The organism is Pirellulales bacterium, from assembly GCA_035656635.1.
Classification (GTDB): domain Bacteria; phylum Planctomycetota; class Planctomycetia; order Pirellulales; family JADZDJ01; genus DATJYL01.
Genome location: DASRSD010000158.1, coordinates 42,677 through 58,941 on the forward strand (window position 1 = coordinate 42,677; position 16,265 = coordinate 58,941).

General features: G+C 56.4%; 13 protein-coding genes. 7 read left to right on the forward strand and 6 right to left on the reverse strand.

Annotated features, from left to right (window positions below):
• The first annotated feature begins 56 nt into the window (after positions 1-56).
• On the forward strand, positions 57-1,241 hold the full coding sequence (sucC, locus tag VFE46_16045; GenBank protein ID HZZ29511.1) for an ADP-forming succinate--CoA ligase subunit beta: 1,185 nt from the start codon (positions 57-59) through the stop codon (positions 1,239-1,241).
• A gap of 18 nt (positions 1,242-1,259) precedes the next feature.
• Positions 1,260-2,138 carry a succinate--CoA ligase subunit alpha gene (gene sucD, locus VFE46_16050; protein HZZ29512.1) on the forward strand — a complete coding sequence of 293 codons (879 nt, stop codon included), beginning with the start codon at positions 1,260-1,262 and terminating at the stop codon, positions 2,136-2,138.
• A 19-nt stretch (positions 2,139-2,157) separates the two neighbouring features.
• On the opposite strand, the gene VFE46_16055 is transcribed toward sucD, so the two are convergent.
• Positions 2,158-3,372 carry a DUF6268 family outer membrane beta-barrel protein gene (locus VFE46_16055; GenBank protein HZZ29513.1) on the reverse strand — a complete coding sequence of 405 codons (1,215 nt, stop codon included), beginning with the start codon at positions 3,370-3,372 and terminating at the stop codon, positions 2,158-2,160.
• An 8-nt stretch (positions 3,373-3,380) separates the two neighbouring features.
• Complete coding sequence (locus VFE46_16060; GenBank protein HZZ29514.1) at positions 3,381-4,556, reverse strand: hypothetical protein; 1,176 nt, start codon at positions 4,554-4,556, stop codon at positions 3,381-3,383.
• A 322-nt stretch (positions 4,557-4,878) separates the two neighbouring features.
• On the opposite strand from VFE46_16060, the gene VFE46_16065 reads away from it, so the two are divergent.
• Positions 4,879-6,078 (forward strand): phosphatase PAP2 family protein, encoded by a 1,200-nt coding sequence (locus tag VFE46_16065; protein HZZ29515.1) that lies wholly within the window; start codon positions 4,879-4,881, stop codon positions 6,076-6,078.
• A gap of 65 nt (positions 6,079-6,143) precedes the next feature.
• Here the strand turns inward: VFE46_16065 and VFE46_16070 are convergent, their stop codons facing one another.
• Positions 6,144-8,618 carry a HEAT repeat domain-containing protein gene (locus tag VFE46_16070; protein HZZ29516.1) on the reverse strand — a complete coding sequence of 825 codons (2,475 nt, stop codon included), beginning with the start codon at positions 8,616-8,618 and terminating at the stop codon, positions 6,144-6,146.
• Between the two features lie 166 nt (positions 8,619-8,784).
• Positions 8,785-10,176 carry a hypothetical protein gene (locus tag VFE46_16075; protein ID HZZ29517.1) on the reverse strand — a complete coding sequence of 464 codons (1,392 nt, stop codon included), beginning with the start codon at positions 10,174-10,176 and terminating at the stop codon, positions 8,785-8,787.
• Positions 10,177-10,328: 152 nt separating this feature from the next.
• Between VFE46_16075 and VFE46_16080 the strand changes: the two genes are divergently transcribed.
• The 3 genes from VFE46_16080 to VFE46_16090 all read left to right on the forward strand — a co-directional run bounded on the left by VFE46_16080 (position 10,329) and on the right by VFE46_16090 (position 12,846).
• On the forward strand, positions 10,329-11,321 hold the full coding sequence (locus VFE46_16080; protein HZZ29518.1) for a histone deacetylase: 993 nt from the start codon (positions 10,329-10,331) through the stop codon (positions 11,319-11,321).
• Between the two features lie 243 nt (positions 11,322-11,564).
• On the forward strand, positions 11,565-12,119 hold the full coding sequence (locus tag VFE46_16085; GenBank protein HZZ29519.1) for a prepilin-type N-terminal cleavage/methylation domain-containing protein: 555 nt from the start codon (positions 11,565-11,567) through the stop codon (positions 12,117-12,119).
• A 133-nt stretch (positions 12,120-12,252) separates the two neighbouring features.
• Complete coding sequence (locus tag VFE46_16090) at positions 12,253-12,846, forward strand: hypothetical protein (protein HZZ29520.1); 594 nt, start codon at positions 12,253-12,255, stop codon at positions 12,844-12,846.
• 26 nt (positions 12,847-12,872) lie between these two features.
• Here VFE46_16090 and VFE46_16095 read toward each other — a convergent pair whose 3' ends face one another.
• Positions 12,873-14,717, reverse strand: coding sequence for an adenylate/guanylate cyclase domain-containing protein (locus VFE46_16095; protein HZZ29521.1), 1,845 nt, complete (start codon positions 14,715-14,717; stop codon positions 12,873-12,875).
• 34 nt (positions 14,718-14,751) lie between these two features.
• On the opposite strand from VFE46_16095, the gene VFE46_16100 reads away from it, so the two are divergent.
• Positions 14,752-15,489: a hypothetical protein gene (locus tag VFE46_16100; GenBank protein HZZ29522.1), complete on the forward strand. Its 738-nt coding sequence runs from the start codon at positions 14,752-14,754 to the stop codon at positions 15,487-15,489.
• A gap of 189 nt (positions 15,490-15,678) precedes the next feature.
• On the opposite strand, the gene VFE46_16105 is transcribed toward VFE46_16100, so the two are convergent.
• Positions 15,679-16,017, reverse strand: a complete 339-nt coding sequence (locus VFE46_16105) for a hypothetical protein (protein HZZ29523.1) — start codon at positions 16,015-16,017, stop codon at positions 15,679-15,681.
• Positions 16,018-16,265: the final 248 nt, after the last annotated feature.

Sequence of the window (16,265 nt, forward strand, 5' to 3'; positions counted from 1 at the left end):
CAATCGAAAGTCGCCCTCCCTGATTCTTTGCTAGCTGCCGATCGCTAGCCGCTTTCATGAAAATTCACGAATTTCAAGCTAAACAAATTTTCCGCGATGCCGGCGTAGCCACTCCACGGGGCATGGTTGCCCGCACCGCCGACGAAGCCGCCAAGGCATTCCGCGAGTTGGGCGGTTCGCTCGCCGTGGTGAAAGCTCAAATTCATGCCGGCGGTCGCGGCAAAGGCACGGTAAAAGCCAATTCGCAGCACGGCGTGCAGTTGGTTAAATCGGCCGAAGAAGCCGCGAACGTGGCCCGCAATTTGTTAGGCCAGCCGCTGGTGACTATTCAAACCGGTCCGGAAGGACAAGTTGTTCGCCAGGTGTTGGTTGAAGAAGGCTGCGAGATTGCGCGGGAATTGTATTTGGGAATTCTCGTCGACCGCAGCGTCGGCGGACCGGTGCTCATTGCCTCGCCGGCCGGCGGCATGAACATTGAGGAGGTGGCCGCCAAAACACCGGAGTTGATTTTCAAAGAGCCGTTCGATCCCGAAGCCGGCTTGCAGCCCTATCAAGCGCGCAAAATGGCCGCAAAGTTGTCCCTGCAAGGCAGCAGCATCCGCGCAGCTGAAAAATTCCTCCGCTCGGTCTGCCGCGTGCTGGTGTGGAAAGATGCCAGTTTAGTCGAGGTCAATCCGCTGGTCGTAACAAAGTCGGGCGATTTGATCGCACTCGATGCCAAGATCACTTTCGACGACAACGCCTTGTTCCGGCATCCCGAACTGCTCGAAATGCGCGACATTGCCGAAGAAGAACCCACCGAAGTGCGGGCTCAAAAGGCCGGTCTAAGCTATGTAAAGCTCGACGGCACCATCGGCTGCTTGGTAAATGGCGCTGGCTTGGCCATGAGCACGATGGATCTCATCAAACTACACGGCGGCGAGCCAGCGAATTTTTTGGACGTGGGCGGCGGCGCCAACACCGAGCAAGTAACCGAGGCATTCCGCATTTTACTTTCCGATCCCAATGTGAAGGGTGTGCTGGTAAATATTTTTGGCGGCATCATGCGGTGCACCATCATCGCCAACGCTTTGGTGGAAGCGTACAAAACCGTCGGATTCAATGTCCCGCTGGTTGTGCGGCTTGAAGGAACGGAAGTGGAGGAAGGCCGAAAAATCATTAAAAACAGCGGCGTGAATATCGTCACTGCCGAGGGATTAACTGACGCAGCGAAAAAAGTGGTTGCGGCCACCGCACGCTGAACTTCGTTTGAAATTCATATGAGCATTCTCATCAACAAAAACACCCGGGTCATTTGCCAAGGCATCACCGGCAAGGTAGGGCAATTCCATACCAAGGGATGCAAGGAATACGGCACGAAAATGGTCGGCGGCGTGACACCGGGCAAGGCGGGTGAAACCGTCGAAGGCCTGCCGGTATTCGATACCGTGATGGAAGCGGTGAAGCAAACCGGCGCCGATGCCACCATGATTTTCGTGCCGCCGGCTTTCACCGCCGACGCCATTTTGGAGGCGGTCGACGCGGAAATTAAAACGGTCATCGCCATCACCGAAGGCGTGCCGGTGCTCGACATGGCTCGGGTCTATCCGATTGTGAAGCGCAGCAACTCCGTTTTAGTGGGTCCCAACTGCCCCGGCGTGATAACGCCCGGCGAATGCAAAATCGGAATTATGCCCGGTTACATCCACAAGCCCGGTAAGGTAGGCGTAATGAGCCGCAGCGGCACGCTCACGTACGAAGCCGTGTGGCAGCTCACGAATTTGGGGCTTGGGCAATCGACCTGCGTGGGCCTGGGAGGCGATCCGATCGTCGGCACTTCGTTCATCGATTTGTTCAAAATGTTCCAGGCCGATTCAGGCACGGAAGCAATTTTGATGATGGGGGAAATCGGCGGCACGGCCGAAGAAGAAGCCGCCGCCTACGTCAAGCAGCATGTGACCAAGCCGGTGGCCGCGTTTATTGCCGGCCGCACCGCCCCGCCTGGCAAGCGCATGGGGCACGCCGGTGCGATCATTAGCGGCGGCAAGGGAACGGCGGAGGAAAAGCTGGCCGCGCTGAAAGCTGCCGGAATCGAAATTGCCGAAAGCCCCGCCGACATGGGCGCTGCTGTCCAACGGGCCGTGCAGCGCAAAAAATGAAACCGTCGCTTCGAGCGATTCAATACGACAACCCCACGCGAACCATCATCGTGCCGGGCAAGTTCTGGTCGGGGCCAGTTTGGTACTGCAATTGGCGGTCGAAAACATAGCCGATTTCGGCAAAACCATTTAGGCTAAGATCCAAGCTTTTGTGCTCGACCCCTAGCATGATTCGCAGGTCGCTGTAATTCAAGATATTGTCGACGCCACCCGTTTGCTCGATGGCCCATTGTCCGCCGCCAAATTCGCCGGCGATGTATACCCAGCGCTCGTATGTGGGCTCGCATTCTACACGGTATGCAATTCTGGGCTTGGGGGTAATTAGCTCGAATCGCGTATCTTCATTGGGGGTCCAAATGACACCGCCGGCCGGTACTACGTTGGCATTCAACCGGCCCCAGTATGCGGCGCCCACGGCAATTTTCAAATTCGGCGACCAGGTGTAAACCACCACGGCGTGCGATTCCAGGCGAAACGCTTGCGAGCCGTTGGCGTTTTGATAATCGCTGTGCCAGCCGGGCGTGACCATGAGATCGGCCCCCCAGCAATCGTTGATTTTGCCCAGCCAGTGGAATTCCACGTAATCATCGTGCACCGTGGAGGGCAAATCAAAGTGCGGCGCGTCGAGCACCCAAAAATCGGTGCCGGGCTCAATCAACAGCGGCGAGTCACGCGTCGGACACGGTACCCCAAACACGCCGTAAATTTCCGTATCTTCAAAACCGACGTTGTTACTTTCGTCGAATCGCGGCAAATACGTCGTGGTGGCGGAAATTCGCTGAAAGAAACCAGCCCGTTGCGGCGGCAAGCTTGGCTGCTGCGATTCGGGAATCAAAACGAAATTGTTGGGCTGATCGAGCAATGGCTCCGTGGCATCGCGCGGAAATGAGGCTAACTTCGTCGGCGGATGATTGGGGTCGTTCTCGTCGTACAATGGCGCGCTCGCCGGCGGCGCGGCCGGCCACGGCGTAAGGGGCGGTTGGATCGTTGCCGAGTTCAAACTCGGCGGCAATGGCGTCAGCGAATAAGAAATGGAATTGCCCGTGGGAGGCTGCGAATAACCTGGCTGCGCGGACGTGAAATTAGACGCCGATTGCGCGGTTGTGCTTGTCCGATACGGTTCACCAGGCTGCTGTGCCTGCGCGCAGCGCACACAAATTGCCAACGCCACGGCGATCTGGCATTGCAGCAGGATCGTTCCTAGTTTGCCGCGAGGAATGCGAAATAGATTCATATTCACAATTAATACGAAATGCCCGCGCCCAGCAGCACGGTATCGGATAAATCAAAATTACCTGGATTATTGCTGCGGAATACCAACCGACGATCGAATGCATAGCCAACTTCAACGTACCCGCGCATGCCCGATTGCGTTTCCGGCAGCACATCCAGCCCAATGGCAAACCTCAAATCGTTGTAGTCGAAATCGTCGGAGCCGACGCCGGGACGATTGATGGTCCATGCGCCCCCTCCGTATTCACCGCGAATGTATGCCCAGAGCGTGTGATTGCCAACCGTCGAACAGCGATGGGCCAGTTTAGGGGCGGGAAAGAAAATTTCGTAGCGTGAGTCGGCGTTGGGCGTCCACACGATGCCGCCCGCGGGCAACATCTTTACCAAATTGCGATCGAGGTACCACACCCCCAACTTGAACTGCATCGTCGGAGTGAGCGTGAGCACGCCTAGTCCACGAGCCAAAATGCGAATGCTTTCGCTGCTGGTGTGTTGAAAATCGGTATACAAACCGGGACTAACTTCCAACTCCGCTCCAAACCAATTCGAGATTTGCGGATTCCAAGCGGCATCAATGTAAGCCCCATAGGTTTGGGCGGGCAGATCAGGGCCGAAAGGAACCGGCTGGCCAACCGGATCAGGGCCGTCCCATAAATTCAACTGAAACCCTGGAGTAATGAGCAACGGATTCGGATTCCAATAAAACGGAATGGCAAACGCTGCCCACACGTTGATGGTGTTAATCCCCAAGGCGGTTTCGCCACCGCCGCGCGCCAGCCAAGTTTCGTCCGCATGAATTTCCTGAAAAAATCGCATGGTTTTGGTCCACGTGTCGGTAATCGGCGCGAACGTAGGACCGTTGTAAACAGGCACCCCATCGGGATATAGTGCCGCGGGCGCGCCATTGTAGGGCGTGCCATACAGCGGAGCAGGCGCGGGCGCGTAGGGGGAATACGCTCCGGGCGCCCCATAAGGCGCTGCCGGGGGCAATGCGGGAGCGCTCATCGGCGGCGCCGTGCTGGGAATGGAATACGGATCAAACGTCGGCGGCGGAACCGCGGGGCCCGATGGATAAGCAGCCGATGGCGCAGGCGTGGGAAATTCCACTCGCTGGCCTCGCGCCTCTCGCAATGAAAAGCACGTGCCGCAAATCAAAATCACGATTGCCAGCCGCGGCTTGCTCACCGGGCTATCCTCAACATTGAAGTTCGATGCAAGACGATGAATTGATTCCGTGCCGAAAGGCTGATCGCCGGCCTCTAACAGCTAGCAGCGACGAGAAAAGAGCGTGGGTAAATACCGGTTACGCCACAGTCGGTCAAGAGCAGATGTGCTCGCAGGGTGGATCGCTAGCATTGGTGAGCATCACTTTATGAAGAATTTAGAAGAACGGCTTGTGAGGCGGCATTGCGCTGGATACTCTTGCCGGTCTTATCACATCTTTGTTCTCGTGCTGCGCGCCCAGTTGATTCGCGTCGTGTCAACGGGCTGCGCTCAGACTGCACTCATGAAAAGGCCGCTCATCATCGCCCTGTTGATAGGGTTAGTCGCCGGCTGCGCTGAGCTGCCGCTCGATCATGCTGCGCACCAAGATCTGGCGCAGCAAGCAGATGGTAGGCACGCAGATAAGACCTTAAGCGCGCGAGCTGTCAACGAGGAAACCGACGAACAGGCTGAAGCCGATGAACCATGGGCGCCTGTTCTCATAACCGACAGCGTGTTGGAGTCTGATTCATTCGGCAATGTTACCTTAACGAACGACCAATTAGCTGCATGCCATCTTTCTGCTCCCTCGTACTGGAGTGAGCTTTCTTTGACGAATGACGCGGAGTCAGACGATCAAGTGCACTTATTGCCGCCAGTAAACGACGGGCCAGCCAAACATAGTGATTCTTCAGAGGCGCAGGAGCCTGTCGACCTTGGTAGCGGCGGCGACCACGCTCCTCAGGATGCCAACGCCCCGCCATTATTTATGAACTTGCAGGATCATCCGCTGCTGTTCAACTTGCTCAATGATCAAGCCAATTTTTACCGGCGCGGCAGCTTAGAATGGCTTGCCGTCGGCGTGGGAGGTGCGGCAATTTTGGCCAATACGCACGCAGACGCAGGGTTCGGCGATGCGTATGGAGAATTCCTTCGACCGTCGGACACCAAATTGGATTTTCTCAAGCAATTTGGCAATGGTGTGTACGTGATTCCAAGTCTGTCGGCGATTTGGTTGTTCGATTATGGCATCGACTCATGGCTCAGCAACAACGAGAGTGAATTCGCTTGCACTGCCTGGCTGCAGGAATGGAGTGGCCGATCGTTGCGCGGTCTAATCGTGGGAGGCGCGCCCGTCGTTGTGCTGCAGTATGCCATCGGCTCCGCGCGTCCCAGCGAGGGAATCGGCTCCGGATGGCACCCACTTCGTCATCATAACGGCGTCAGCGGTCATGCCTTCGTCGGCGCCGTGCCGTTTTGGACCGCCGCACAAATGACCGATTGCTGCGCATTGGACGTGTCGTTTTATGCCGCCGGAACTTTGGCCGGTTGGGCACGCATTCACACGGATACCCACTATTTGTCGCAAGTGTTGCTCGGCTGGTGGCTGGCCAGCATGTCGGTTTCAGCAGTCAATCATACCGAGTGGCAAAAACACCAGTGGTATACGGTACCCACCGTGGATGACGATGGCGTCGGCATTGCACTATTGCACTTGTGGTAACGTGCGATCGAATTCAATCGCCTTGCCGGCGCATCTACCAGTTGGAAAAAGGGCCTGTATCAGCGTTACGGGTTTTGCCGACTATACCATTGTTTCCAACGTTGCACTTGCTCGTCGAGCGTTGCCGAGCCACTTTCACCGGCGTCTACAGGGGCTTCGTAGGCCGCGGGCTGCGAACCGGAAGCTGCAGGCGGATTGCCCGCTCCGCTAAGGCTGCGCAAGCTTAGCAGGGCCGCACGACGGACATCTTGCTGGTCGTCCAGAAGCTTAACTAGCGTCGGTAATAGAGGGTTATCGCTAAGACCGCCGCCATCGAGCTTGCCGATCACTTGGGCCGTTTTGCGCCGGATTTGCGGGTCATCATCGGCTGCCAAGCGTTCTAAAGCCGCCCAACCCGACTCCAATTTCCATCGAGACAGCGAAACGGCCGCATCAAGCCGCAAGGAATGGTCGGACGCCGTCAGCAAGGTTTCCAATGGCGCTGGATCGGCCAGCGGCGGACCTGTTCCCAGTGCCTGCGCAGCCGCGTGCAACACCGAAAGGTTGTCGTCACCGAGCGCCGCTACCAGCAAATCAGATTGCTGCGCATCCGGATATTGGGCGAAGTACAGGCACGCTCGGCGGCGGATTTCGGCAGATGGGTGGCTCATTCCCGCTGCCGCCAACAATCGGGCTGGCTCACGCGGATCGTGTTCAATCAGTTGATAAGCCGAGAGCCATTGAATTGGATCCGATTCCTTAACCAACAGTTCCGAAATGCGTGCCAGCGCCACGGTAGATAACTGCCTCTCGCTGGAAACTTTTACGATTGCCGCCAATGCCGCTCTACGATTCGCCGGCGCGGCATCGGCTAGTTGATTGATCAATTCGAATTCTTTTCCACACTGTGGCAGCACGTCGCGATAAATTCTGGCAGGCAATGGTTGATCATGTTCCGCTTGTAGCGCGTCCAATATCGGTAGCAAATCTGCGCCCAGCGCCACCAGGGATTGCGCTGCCGCCGTTTGTTCCGCATCGCTGGCCCGCGGATCGCCCAGGCGATTTATCAGTCCGAACACTGTATTTTTTCGCTCGTCAGAAATTTCGGAAGTTCGTTGTGACGCCGATACCAAGGCTTGGGTGTCGATATTTCCAAACTGTGCAATCCATTGCTGCTGCAATTGGACCGCAAGTTCCGTACGGCGCTGTTGGGGAGCATCGATGGGAAACCCTGCGGCGGGGGCCCAACGGTCTGACAACAATGTTGCAGCATCTTTCCGCGGAGAGTAATTCGGCGAATCCAACACCGACAGCAGCAGCGGGCCGGCGGTTTCTATTTGCCACGCAGCGGTCATGCGAATGGTTGCACGTTGTACTTCCACACTGCCGTCTGTGAGAAATTGCCGAGCTAGCGCAACGGATCGGCGATCGGGATGTTTGGCCAGCGAAGCCACCACTGCCGTGCGAACTCGCCAAGAAGGATCGTGGGCGGCGCTCTCGACGTTGTCTCGATCATCCAAATTCGCCAGCGCTTGAATGGCTGCCACGCGCACTAATTCGCCGTGGTCGCCAGCCAATCGCTTCAGCCTAGCGCGGTCCTCGTCGGCGCCGACTTGCCCCAGCAGTTCAATTGCCTTGGAGCGAACGGAAAAGTCAGAATCGGAAAGCGCGCGGTGAATTTTGTCGAGCGCTTGCGGATCTTTTCGCGCGGCAATCAATTTCAAAGCGGCGATGCGAACTTGCGGGTCCGCATCGGAGGTCAAATCCAGAGCCAGCGGCGGCAACGATGTTGCATCGGTTTTAGCCGCTGCCGCATTCGAGTTCGTCATGGCTCCCAATGCTTCGCGCTTGACCACCGGAGCAGGGCTCTTCAAAGCATCGACAATTCGGGCGTCAATTGTTCCGCCGGACGAATGCGCCAGCGCCCGGACAAGCTCCGCATGAATTTCCGGAATGTAGTGCGATCGATTGGGGCCCGTGCATTGACTATATTGATCGATTAGGTCGTTCAAAGCGGCGGTCGCCGCCGTACTGTGTACCTCGCCCAAGGCCTCCGTTGCGGCACGGCGGACTGCCAATTTGAGGTCTGGAGCCTGGACTGCGGAGGTTAAAGTTTTTTCGGGCGAGCCTGCTCCTTGGCGGGACAGGGCAATGGCGGCATTCACGCGGACAATCTGCTTTTCCGATTGCAACGCCAATTGCCAATCGGGCTGCTGATCGATTGGTCGATCCAGGATGTCCTCCAGCGCGTGGTGCCGCCAACGATAGCGCGGCGCTTCGGCATGATCGGGTGGTGCAAAGTGCTCGAGCGCATCGGGCGATTCGGGCATGGCCACCGCCAATACCCAGTTGTCATCGTCCAATGGTTTGAACGAGTCGAGAACAGAATTTGCCGCTGGTTGCGAGCCGGGGTTAGGCTTAGATTTAGCCGTTGCCGTTTTGTCTGCCGCCGCGCCAGACGTTGGGTGGTTGCTAGTAGTTGACTGCGGTTCAGCGGCAAACGTTCCGCCGGTTGGTGACCAACGGGACGACTGGCAACCGGCGGAAATTGGCAATGCCAACAGCAACCCAATCCGCGCAACACAAGCGCAAAAACTACCGTGGCGGCAGTTCGATGACAAACAGTGCAATGGCAAGCAGTGCATCACGGCGAATTCCTTTCGCCTCCGTTCTCATCCATGAAACTGATTCAAACTTTCAAACTAGACGCCCTGTGCGGCGGACGCGTTAATTCAGCCCGAGGGGATTTTCCGGCTGTTGTGCCGGAGTGGTGGCAGGAGCCGTTGTGCCCGGCGCTGCCGGACCTCCGGCCGCTCGTTGCACTGCCGCGTCCAAACTATTCCCTGCATTTGCCAGGGCGTCTTCAATGGGTTTTTGCCGGTCGATGGGAATGACCACCGGCGCGCCGCCATAAGCCGGCGTTGTGGGGGTCGGTGGATCTGCCTGCTTAGTGCCGCACGCTGCAATGAGATTATCCAGCGGGCCGATGAGCGAATCTACATACTGTTGCAAGTCCGCAGTGGCCGACATGGCACGCACGCCCCCTTTGCCATCGCTTCCGACCAAGCCTTGGCGAATATCGCCCAGTTGCTGAGCCAATCGGCCCACGACAATGGGCATGTTATGCGCGGCAGCGGTTTCGAGTTCCTTCTTGTAATCATCGACGGCAATGTTTCCCAGCGTTTTTGCCAGCGCCGCAGGGTCAAAATTTTGCGGCACATTTAATTTGATTGTGGCCAGCGCGCCCGCGGCGGCAGTCCGAATTGCCATGGACGTGGAATTGTCTTTGATGGTGTCCAACAGCGCCTTGGAGACATCGGCGTTGGGCGGAGGATTGTTGAGAGCGATCAAAACATCAATGGCCCGACAGCAAATCCAATCTTTTCCATCCTGCGTAGTGCCTGCCAGATCGTTTCGTTTTTGCAAAGCATCCACGGCGGCGCTGATGGCCGCTTGTCGATGGTCAGCGTCAATGCCGTTTTGCGTGGCAAAGCGTACCAGGCCGCGCCAGGCCGGAACACGAACGGCGTCGATCGAATTTTTTGCCGTCGCATATTTCCACAGGTATGGCAGCGCCGGTTTCCATGGCGCGCCGGTCGATTCGGAATCGTTCAAATCGCCCATCATGAGCAGGGCGTTGGCTCGTACCACGGGATGAAAATTGCCGCTGGCAATTTGATCCATTTTCTTCACCGTCAGATCGTTCAAGTGCTCGTGTGCGGCGGGGTTGGTGGCTTTATTCAAAAACTCCCGCTTGAAGCGCACTCGTAGATCCGACAATTTCACGCCGTTAATCCCCTCGGCCAATGGCGATACTGTTCGCGTGCCAATTTTGACATCCTTCCACTGCGCGAACATGGGAAAGACAATGTCATTAAAGTATTGGTCAAATGCCGCAGCATCGAGCGGATCGCCGCCAAGCATTCCCAAGATGGATTTGGTCTTGTCGTCCAGAGCGGCGCTGGTCAATTGCGACCAAGCTTGCACCGGCTTGTTGTTCGCCTGGTACAGCGGTAGCTCCTCATAATCTTGGCCGCTGGCAGGAGAGCCGGCGAGCAAGAAAATCGCCACAATCGCCAAGGCCGAAGACACACGCGAAAAACGACAATGCCCAATCATGGCCAAACTCATTTTAAAAACGCAGAGTTATTCCGAAGTTTTGACATGGCCGCAAACACCGTAAGAGAAGACGCCAGCATGGTTTGCGACACACCTGCCCTCCCTTAAGCGTACTTACCCACGCCGGGTGCTGTCAAGGTAGATCAGGTAGAATGACGCTGCCGCGAAGCCCATTTCACTCGACTTTTTTGCACACCACGCCGTTGACCCTGCTGTACTATCACGACCGCTTCCTCGACCATGAAACAGGTACCCACCCGGAGCGCCCGGAGCGGCTGACGCAAGTCATGCGGCATTTGGAGCGGCAAGGCTTGGTAGCATGCTGCCATAGGGCGGAATGGGAGCCCGTTTCGCTCGCTCGGCTGTCCCGAGTACATCGGCCGGAATATGCGGCCCAGGTGGAGGCTTTCGCTCAGCAAGGCGGCGGTCGACTGGAAGTCGATACCGTCGTTTCGCCCGTTTCCTATGCTGTCGCCCTGCTGGCGGCTGGTGCGGTGGCAAATGCTGTCGATCGCCTGTTGCATGGCGAAGATAAAAACGCGCTATGCCTGGTGCGCCCACCGGGTCATCATGCCCTGGCAGCCGGGGCGATGGGTTTTTGCCTGTTTAACAACGTAGCGATTGGTGCACGCGTGGCCGTTGACGAGCATCAATTGAACCGCGTATTGGTTATCGACTGGGATGTGCATCATGGCAATGGCACACAAGCTGCATTTTGGACCGATCCCCAAATTGGATTTTTTTCAATTCATCGTTGGCCGTTTTACCCTGGCAGCGGCAACCGCGACGAAACTGGCGCCGGCTCCGGCTTGGGCGCAACCGTGAACGTGCCGGTCATCTTCGGCACTTCACGCCCAGATTATCTGGACCAATTTCGTTTGGCGTTGGAATCATTTGCCGACCGTCTGCGACCAGAGTTGATATTGATTAGCGCCGGATTCGACAGCCACCGCGACGATCCGGTCGGTTCGCTGGGCTTGGAAATCGAGGACTTTCAAACTCTAACCCAAATTGTGCGGGCCGTGGCCGACACGCACTGCGGCGGCAAAATGGTAAGTGTTCTGGAAGGGGGTTACAACCCGGGAATCTTGGCCGGCTGCATGGAGGTTCATTTACGCGAATTAGTTGGCTTGAAAAAATTGTAATCGCACAAGCCCCGATTTCGCGCTCGTCAATTTTAACTTTTCAATTTTTTCCGAAACCCGCCACACGCTCTGGGGTTTGGTAGGGATGAATCTTTCCGGGCTCGAATGGCTCCGTGCTTGCTAGCACGATATAGCCTTCGGATTCTTGCCTTGCTCGCCATCGAACGTGATTGCGTTGCAATTTCGTAATTTTTTCGGATCAAGTCTAAGTGTGGAGATACTATGCGCTCGAATTGGAAAAGGGTGCCTCAATCGCAAGCTGCTCAGGGGAGTTGTGTTGAAAAATCTTCGCGCTGCGGCTTCACTCTGGTGGAGTTGCTGGTGGTATTGGGCATCATCGGAATTCTGCTGTCGCTGTTGTTGCCCGCGGTGCTGCGATCGCGGTTGAATGCGCAAAAAACGCAATGCCAGTCACAACTGCGGCAAGTCGGGTTGGCGCTGGAAAACTACATGAATGCGCAAGGCACGCACGGCAAATACCCGAATGCGGCCATTCTTCCTACGGCCACGCCGAATTTACCTAGCTTGCTCACAGTGCTCGGCAAACACATTGAAGAAAATCAACAGGCGTTCGATTGCCCGGCAGATCAAACATATTTTCCCGTCCAAGGGCTAAGTTACGAATACGCCAACACCACCCTGGCCGGAAAAACGCGTGTGCAAGTGCTGCAAACCGCCAGCGGCGTGCCCCTGAAAGAAGCTACGGTGCAGGCAGCCTATGATTTCGACGATTTTCATGGTCCGGCGGGAGGGCCAACTTCGCGAAACATTTTATTTTTGGATTGCCACGTGGAGTGAGCAAATAACATATCGGGTGCGCAGTGCGGCATGTCTCGTGAAACGCGTAAAAACACAGGGTGCTGTTTGATGAGCTACGTGCCGCATAGACGCCACAATAAAAAAAGACCGGGCGCAACCTAGGAGCACGATGATGCGGAAGCGAAAAATTGTTATCGGCCTGGTCATCAGTTGCCTCACCATGCTGGGCACCGCGTGGCTGTTCGGTTGGTTCAGCGGCAATCCGGCGCTGGGCGAAGTACAGCAACTACAAGCACAACTGGCGGACCCAAATTTGAAAGATGACGCGCGCCGAGCGTTACTGGATCAAATGCGCGCCAAGCTGAACTCCCTGTCTCCTGATGCCCGGCGCGCAATGTGGGACAACAACCGGGAAATATTCGAGAATCGCATGCTGTCACACATGAAAGATATTCTGGCCATGTCCACGGCGGAGCAAGCCAAGGCGCTGGATGCCGACATCGATCGCATGGAAAAAGCGCGCGCCCAAATGCAAGCCAATGCGCAAAGCAATGCGGCTACAACGAACGCCCAAAATTCAGCGCGTCGGCAAGGAAACCGCGGTCAAGCGCTCTCCGATGATCAGCGAATCAGCCGGCTCCGAAATCGCTTGGATCGCTCCACGCCAGAAATGCGCGCGGTGCGAAATGCATATACCCAACTCGTCAATCAGCGCCGCCAACAGCGCGGCCTGCCCCCGCTGACCGCCGGCCGACCTGTCCGCTGAGCGGCTTCCACGGAATGCGGTCGCCGCTACTTTGATTCTAGCGCCACGACGCCGTCCCAATTAGGCGGGGGGGTCATGTTCCGTTGATTGACATAAGCGGCCAGAAAATCTTTCACGCGATCCTGTGCCGGCACGCGCTGCAATAGATCGACCGTTTGGCCCCACTGTCCGGCAATAAACGCATCCAACGCCGCCTCGTAGTCGCGCAAATTCTGATCGCTGGTGTCGGAAAATTCATGCTGCGGTGGCAATAGCTCGCTAATTTCCAGCGCCGATGCTAGGCCGTACGGGCGGACTTTGGCTACACGCCGCACACGACCCACGGTCGACGGTAACTGGCGACGAAGTGCGCTGGCGGTGGGAGGATCGAGCAGAATAGACGCATGCACAAATTTGGTCATCGATTCGAGCCGAGCGGCTAAATTTACCACCGGCCCAAACACGGTCACCTTCACATGATCGGTGGTGCCGATTTTACCCGCCACCGCGCGGCCCGTGGCCACGCCAATGCCAACGCGAAAATCGGCTAGCGGATGGTCGGGCTGACGGCTGGCCAATTCGAATTGCGCGCGAATGCCCAGCGCCGCCAGCGCGGCACGTTGCGGAGTATCAGCCTGTGCTAAAGGCCAACCCCAAAAGCCCATGGCCGCATCGCCTTGAAAATCGCCAATGACGCCGCCGTGATCAAGAATTTGATGCGTCATGACGCCGAGTGCTTTGCTGACTCGTTCCAACAGGCCGAGCAAATCGCTGGCGCTGCGCTCGCTGGTACGAGAAAAACCGCGCAAATCGCAAAATAACACCGAGACTTCCGTTTCCCGCGGAGCAAGCACCGTTTCCGGATCATCCGTCGACAAAGCTTCCATCACAACCGGCGCAAAGAATTGGCTCAGCCCTGCCTGCCGGCGCCCCAGGCGGTTCAATTCGCGCAAGCTACTGAGGGTGGCTGCGGCCAATTCCGTGAATTTAATGTCGTCGCGGAGATCGGCCACGTTAGACCGGCCCGCTTCGTCGGGCGAGTGGTGATTAAAACGACCTGCCAAATACAACGCCCAACCGCGGCACGCATCGCCAGGCAACGGGGTGCAATAAGCCCAATCGATGCTTTCTGTAGCGGTGTAATCCCGCGAGGGAGTTTCAGTCCACATGTGCAACACGGTTTCGCTCTGGACAAGCGCTCTTTGAATCAGCCGTTGGCTTGGCTGAAAATTTGCGCCGGCCAGACGGCGACTGTCCCAATGCAGAAGGCGAATGGGGCTGGTTGGACGAGTTGTTTTCAATGAATTTGTGTTCGCTGCAACGGCGGGATCACTAGGTGGTTGAGCTTCCTCGGTGCCGCCAGGCATCTCGTAAGCAATCAAGGCGGCTGCATCGGCACGCGGAACGCCGGCCAGCAACAAATTCACCAGCCGCACAAACAATTCGCTATCGGAAGCGGCGTTCTTAATTACTTCCGGCAGACGCCCAAGCAATTCGATCCGTTCCTGTGCGTTATGGAACGACACCCGCCGCAACTCCGCGGCACTGAAGACTTGCTCGTGATCGGGCTGCGGCACGTCGAGCGTGATTTGCGGATTGTCGGCCGACAGTGTGAAGCTGGTGTTGCCAATCACAAAGTGCTCGCCGGGAATCATCTGAAACTGCGTGGCTATATTGCCGTTCAGGAATACAGGATTGCGGGCCGTGGGCAACTGTTCTACATGCAGCGCTGCGCCATCCCAACAAATGCGAATATGCATTCGCGAAATGCGGTCGTCCCACGGTATTGACCAAATTCCCGCCTCTCGGCCAATGGTCACCGGCAGATTTTTGGGAATCCGCCGCCGCCAACGCTGCGAAAATTCCTGGCCTTGGGCAATAAGTTCGGGCATTGATAGATAAAAGTGAAGCTCGGATAAGGAAAGGTTGCTCCCTCGGGATTGTCTTTCCATTTTAACGATTGCGGCGGTCATTTTGCATTCTAATTTTTATTTCAACAACATTCTGCCACCGAATAAAAACAGCCGCTGCTGGAATGTGGCCTCCAGCAGCGGCAGAAACCAATTGGCAAACCGCGGATGCATAAACTCAATTCCGGGAAAGCCAGCGATGGCATTACTTGCTTTTCTTGCTTACGCCTACCGCCAAGTTCATGTGTTGGGGAAAGCAATTCGCCGGGCGAACATTACCGCATGGGTAGCAGCAACTCGAAAGATGGCTGCAACTAGGGTAGTAGCTGACGCACGGAGAAATTGGCTCCGCAATCAACGCTGGCTGGCAAACAAACTGTTCGGCCACGACGGGTTGGCAAACCGGGTAGCAAGATTCGCAGCAAGTCGGATAGCAGTAATTGCAGCAATAGTCATAGCAGCAGTTACTGTGGCAACAATGATTGGAGCAGCAATCGTGGGGACAATTACTACACCTTGCCCCGTTGCCGCCCGTTTTGGCCATTGCATTTTGTACGGCAACGAAACTCACTACCAGCAAAACGGACGCAACAATTTTCACGGAACGTATCATGGCACAGTCCTCCATACTCGAACTTCTTTTTTATTTCGGCCCGGGCACGGTGCCCGGGCCGCTAAGAAATTCAGCGTGGAACGGGCCGGGATGTTACCATGGGCGAGAAAGCCTGCACCACAGCACTTACTCAGTTTCTAACCTGAACGGCATGGAAAATTTGGATAGCGGCCAATTGAATTGCATGAAACAAAAGCGTGGGGGCGGTGCTGCTCCAATTGGTTGCGGAAGGCGCACAAAAAAAGCCAGGTTCCGACAAGCGGAACCTGGCTAATTTTTGGCTCTTTCGCATGGCCAGTACACAAGTTGTGTACTACCCCTGCGGAGAGACTAGCGACGATAGCTCACGTGAGCAAACGCATACGGAGCCCGATCGCTGTTGATCGAGGTCATCGGAGCCGGGGGAGCAGGAGCGGCAGACTTGTCGTCCTTCTTCTCGCCACCGCAGCTCGGGGCTTCGCCGCCGCAGCAGCTATTTCCGCCACAGCAGCAGTTTCCGCCACAGCAGCAGTGGTGACGGTGATGATGGTGGTGACCACCGCAGCAGCAGGAATTTCCGCCACAGCAGCAGCAACCGTGACCAGCGACGGCCACTTTCTCACCGCCCACTAGGGCGATGCCGACGATCGCGATAAATATCGCGATGCCTAAAATCAAAATACGGTTCATCCTCGAATCCTCCAACAAAAACAGGTACCTTGGCGTAACAAACACAATACCGTCCAAACTCGTCACCCCCGCTTGGGACGGCCGCCAAGCGAAGGAACCAAAAATCCGTTTACGTCCTATTGCTGATCGCGTCTGCTGGCCTAATCCTTCCGGCTGCCAAGTAATAAGCTTTTCGGATTACGCAAAGAAACGCGAATAGCTAGGTTAGGACGTTAAGTTAGCATGGAACGACTTCTTGTCAAGCATCC

What these genes read in the sequence shown, in the direction of transcription:
- sucC (HZZ29511.1), top strand. Translation starts at nt 57, where the DNA reads ATGAAAATTCACGAATTTCAAGCTAAACAAATTTTCCGCGATGCCGGC.
- sucD (HZZ29512.1), top strand. Translation starts at nt 1,260, where the DNA reads ATGAGCATTCTCATCAACAAAAACACCCGGGTCATTTGCCAAGGCATC.
- VFE46_16055 (HZZ29513.1), bottom strand. Translation starts at nt 3,372, where the DNA reads ATGAATCTATTTCGCATTCCTCGCGGCAAACTAGGAACGATCCTGCTG.
- VFE46_16065 (HZZ29515.1), top strand. Translation starts at nt 4,879, where the DNA reads ATGAAAAGGCCGCTCATCATCGCCCTGTTGATAGGGTTAGTCGCCGGC.
- VFE46_16075 (HZZ29517.1), bottom strand. Translation starts at nt 10,176, where the DNA reads ATGATTGGGCATTGTCGTTTTTCGCGTGTGTCTTCGGCCTTGGCGATT.
- VFE46_16080 (HZZ29518.1), top strand. Translation starts at nt 10,329, where the DNA reads ATGACGCTGCCGCGAAGCCCATTTCACTCGACTTTTTTGCACACCACG.
- VFE46_16090 (HZZ29520.1), top strand. Translation starts at nt 12,253, where the DNA reads ATGCGGAAGCGAAAAATTGTTATCGGCCTGGTCATCAGTTGCCTCACC.
- VFE46_16095 (HZZ29521.1), bottom strand. Translation starts at nt 14,717, where the DNA reads ATGCCCGAACTTATTGCCCAAGGCCAGGAATTTTCGCAGCGTTGGCGG.
- VFE46_16105 (HZZ29523.1), bottom strand. Translation starts at nt 16,017, where the DNA reads ATGAACCGTATTTTGATTTTAGGCATCGCGATATTTATCGCGATCGTC.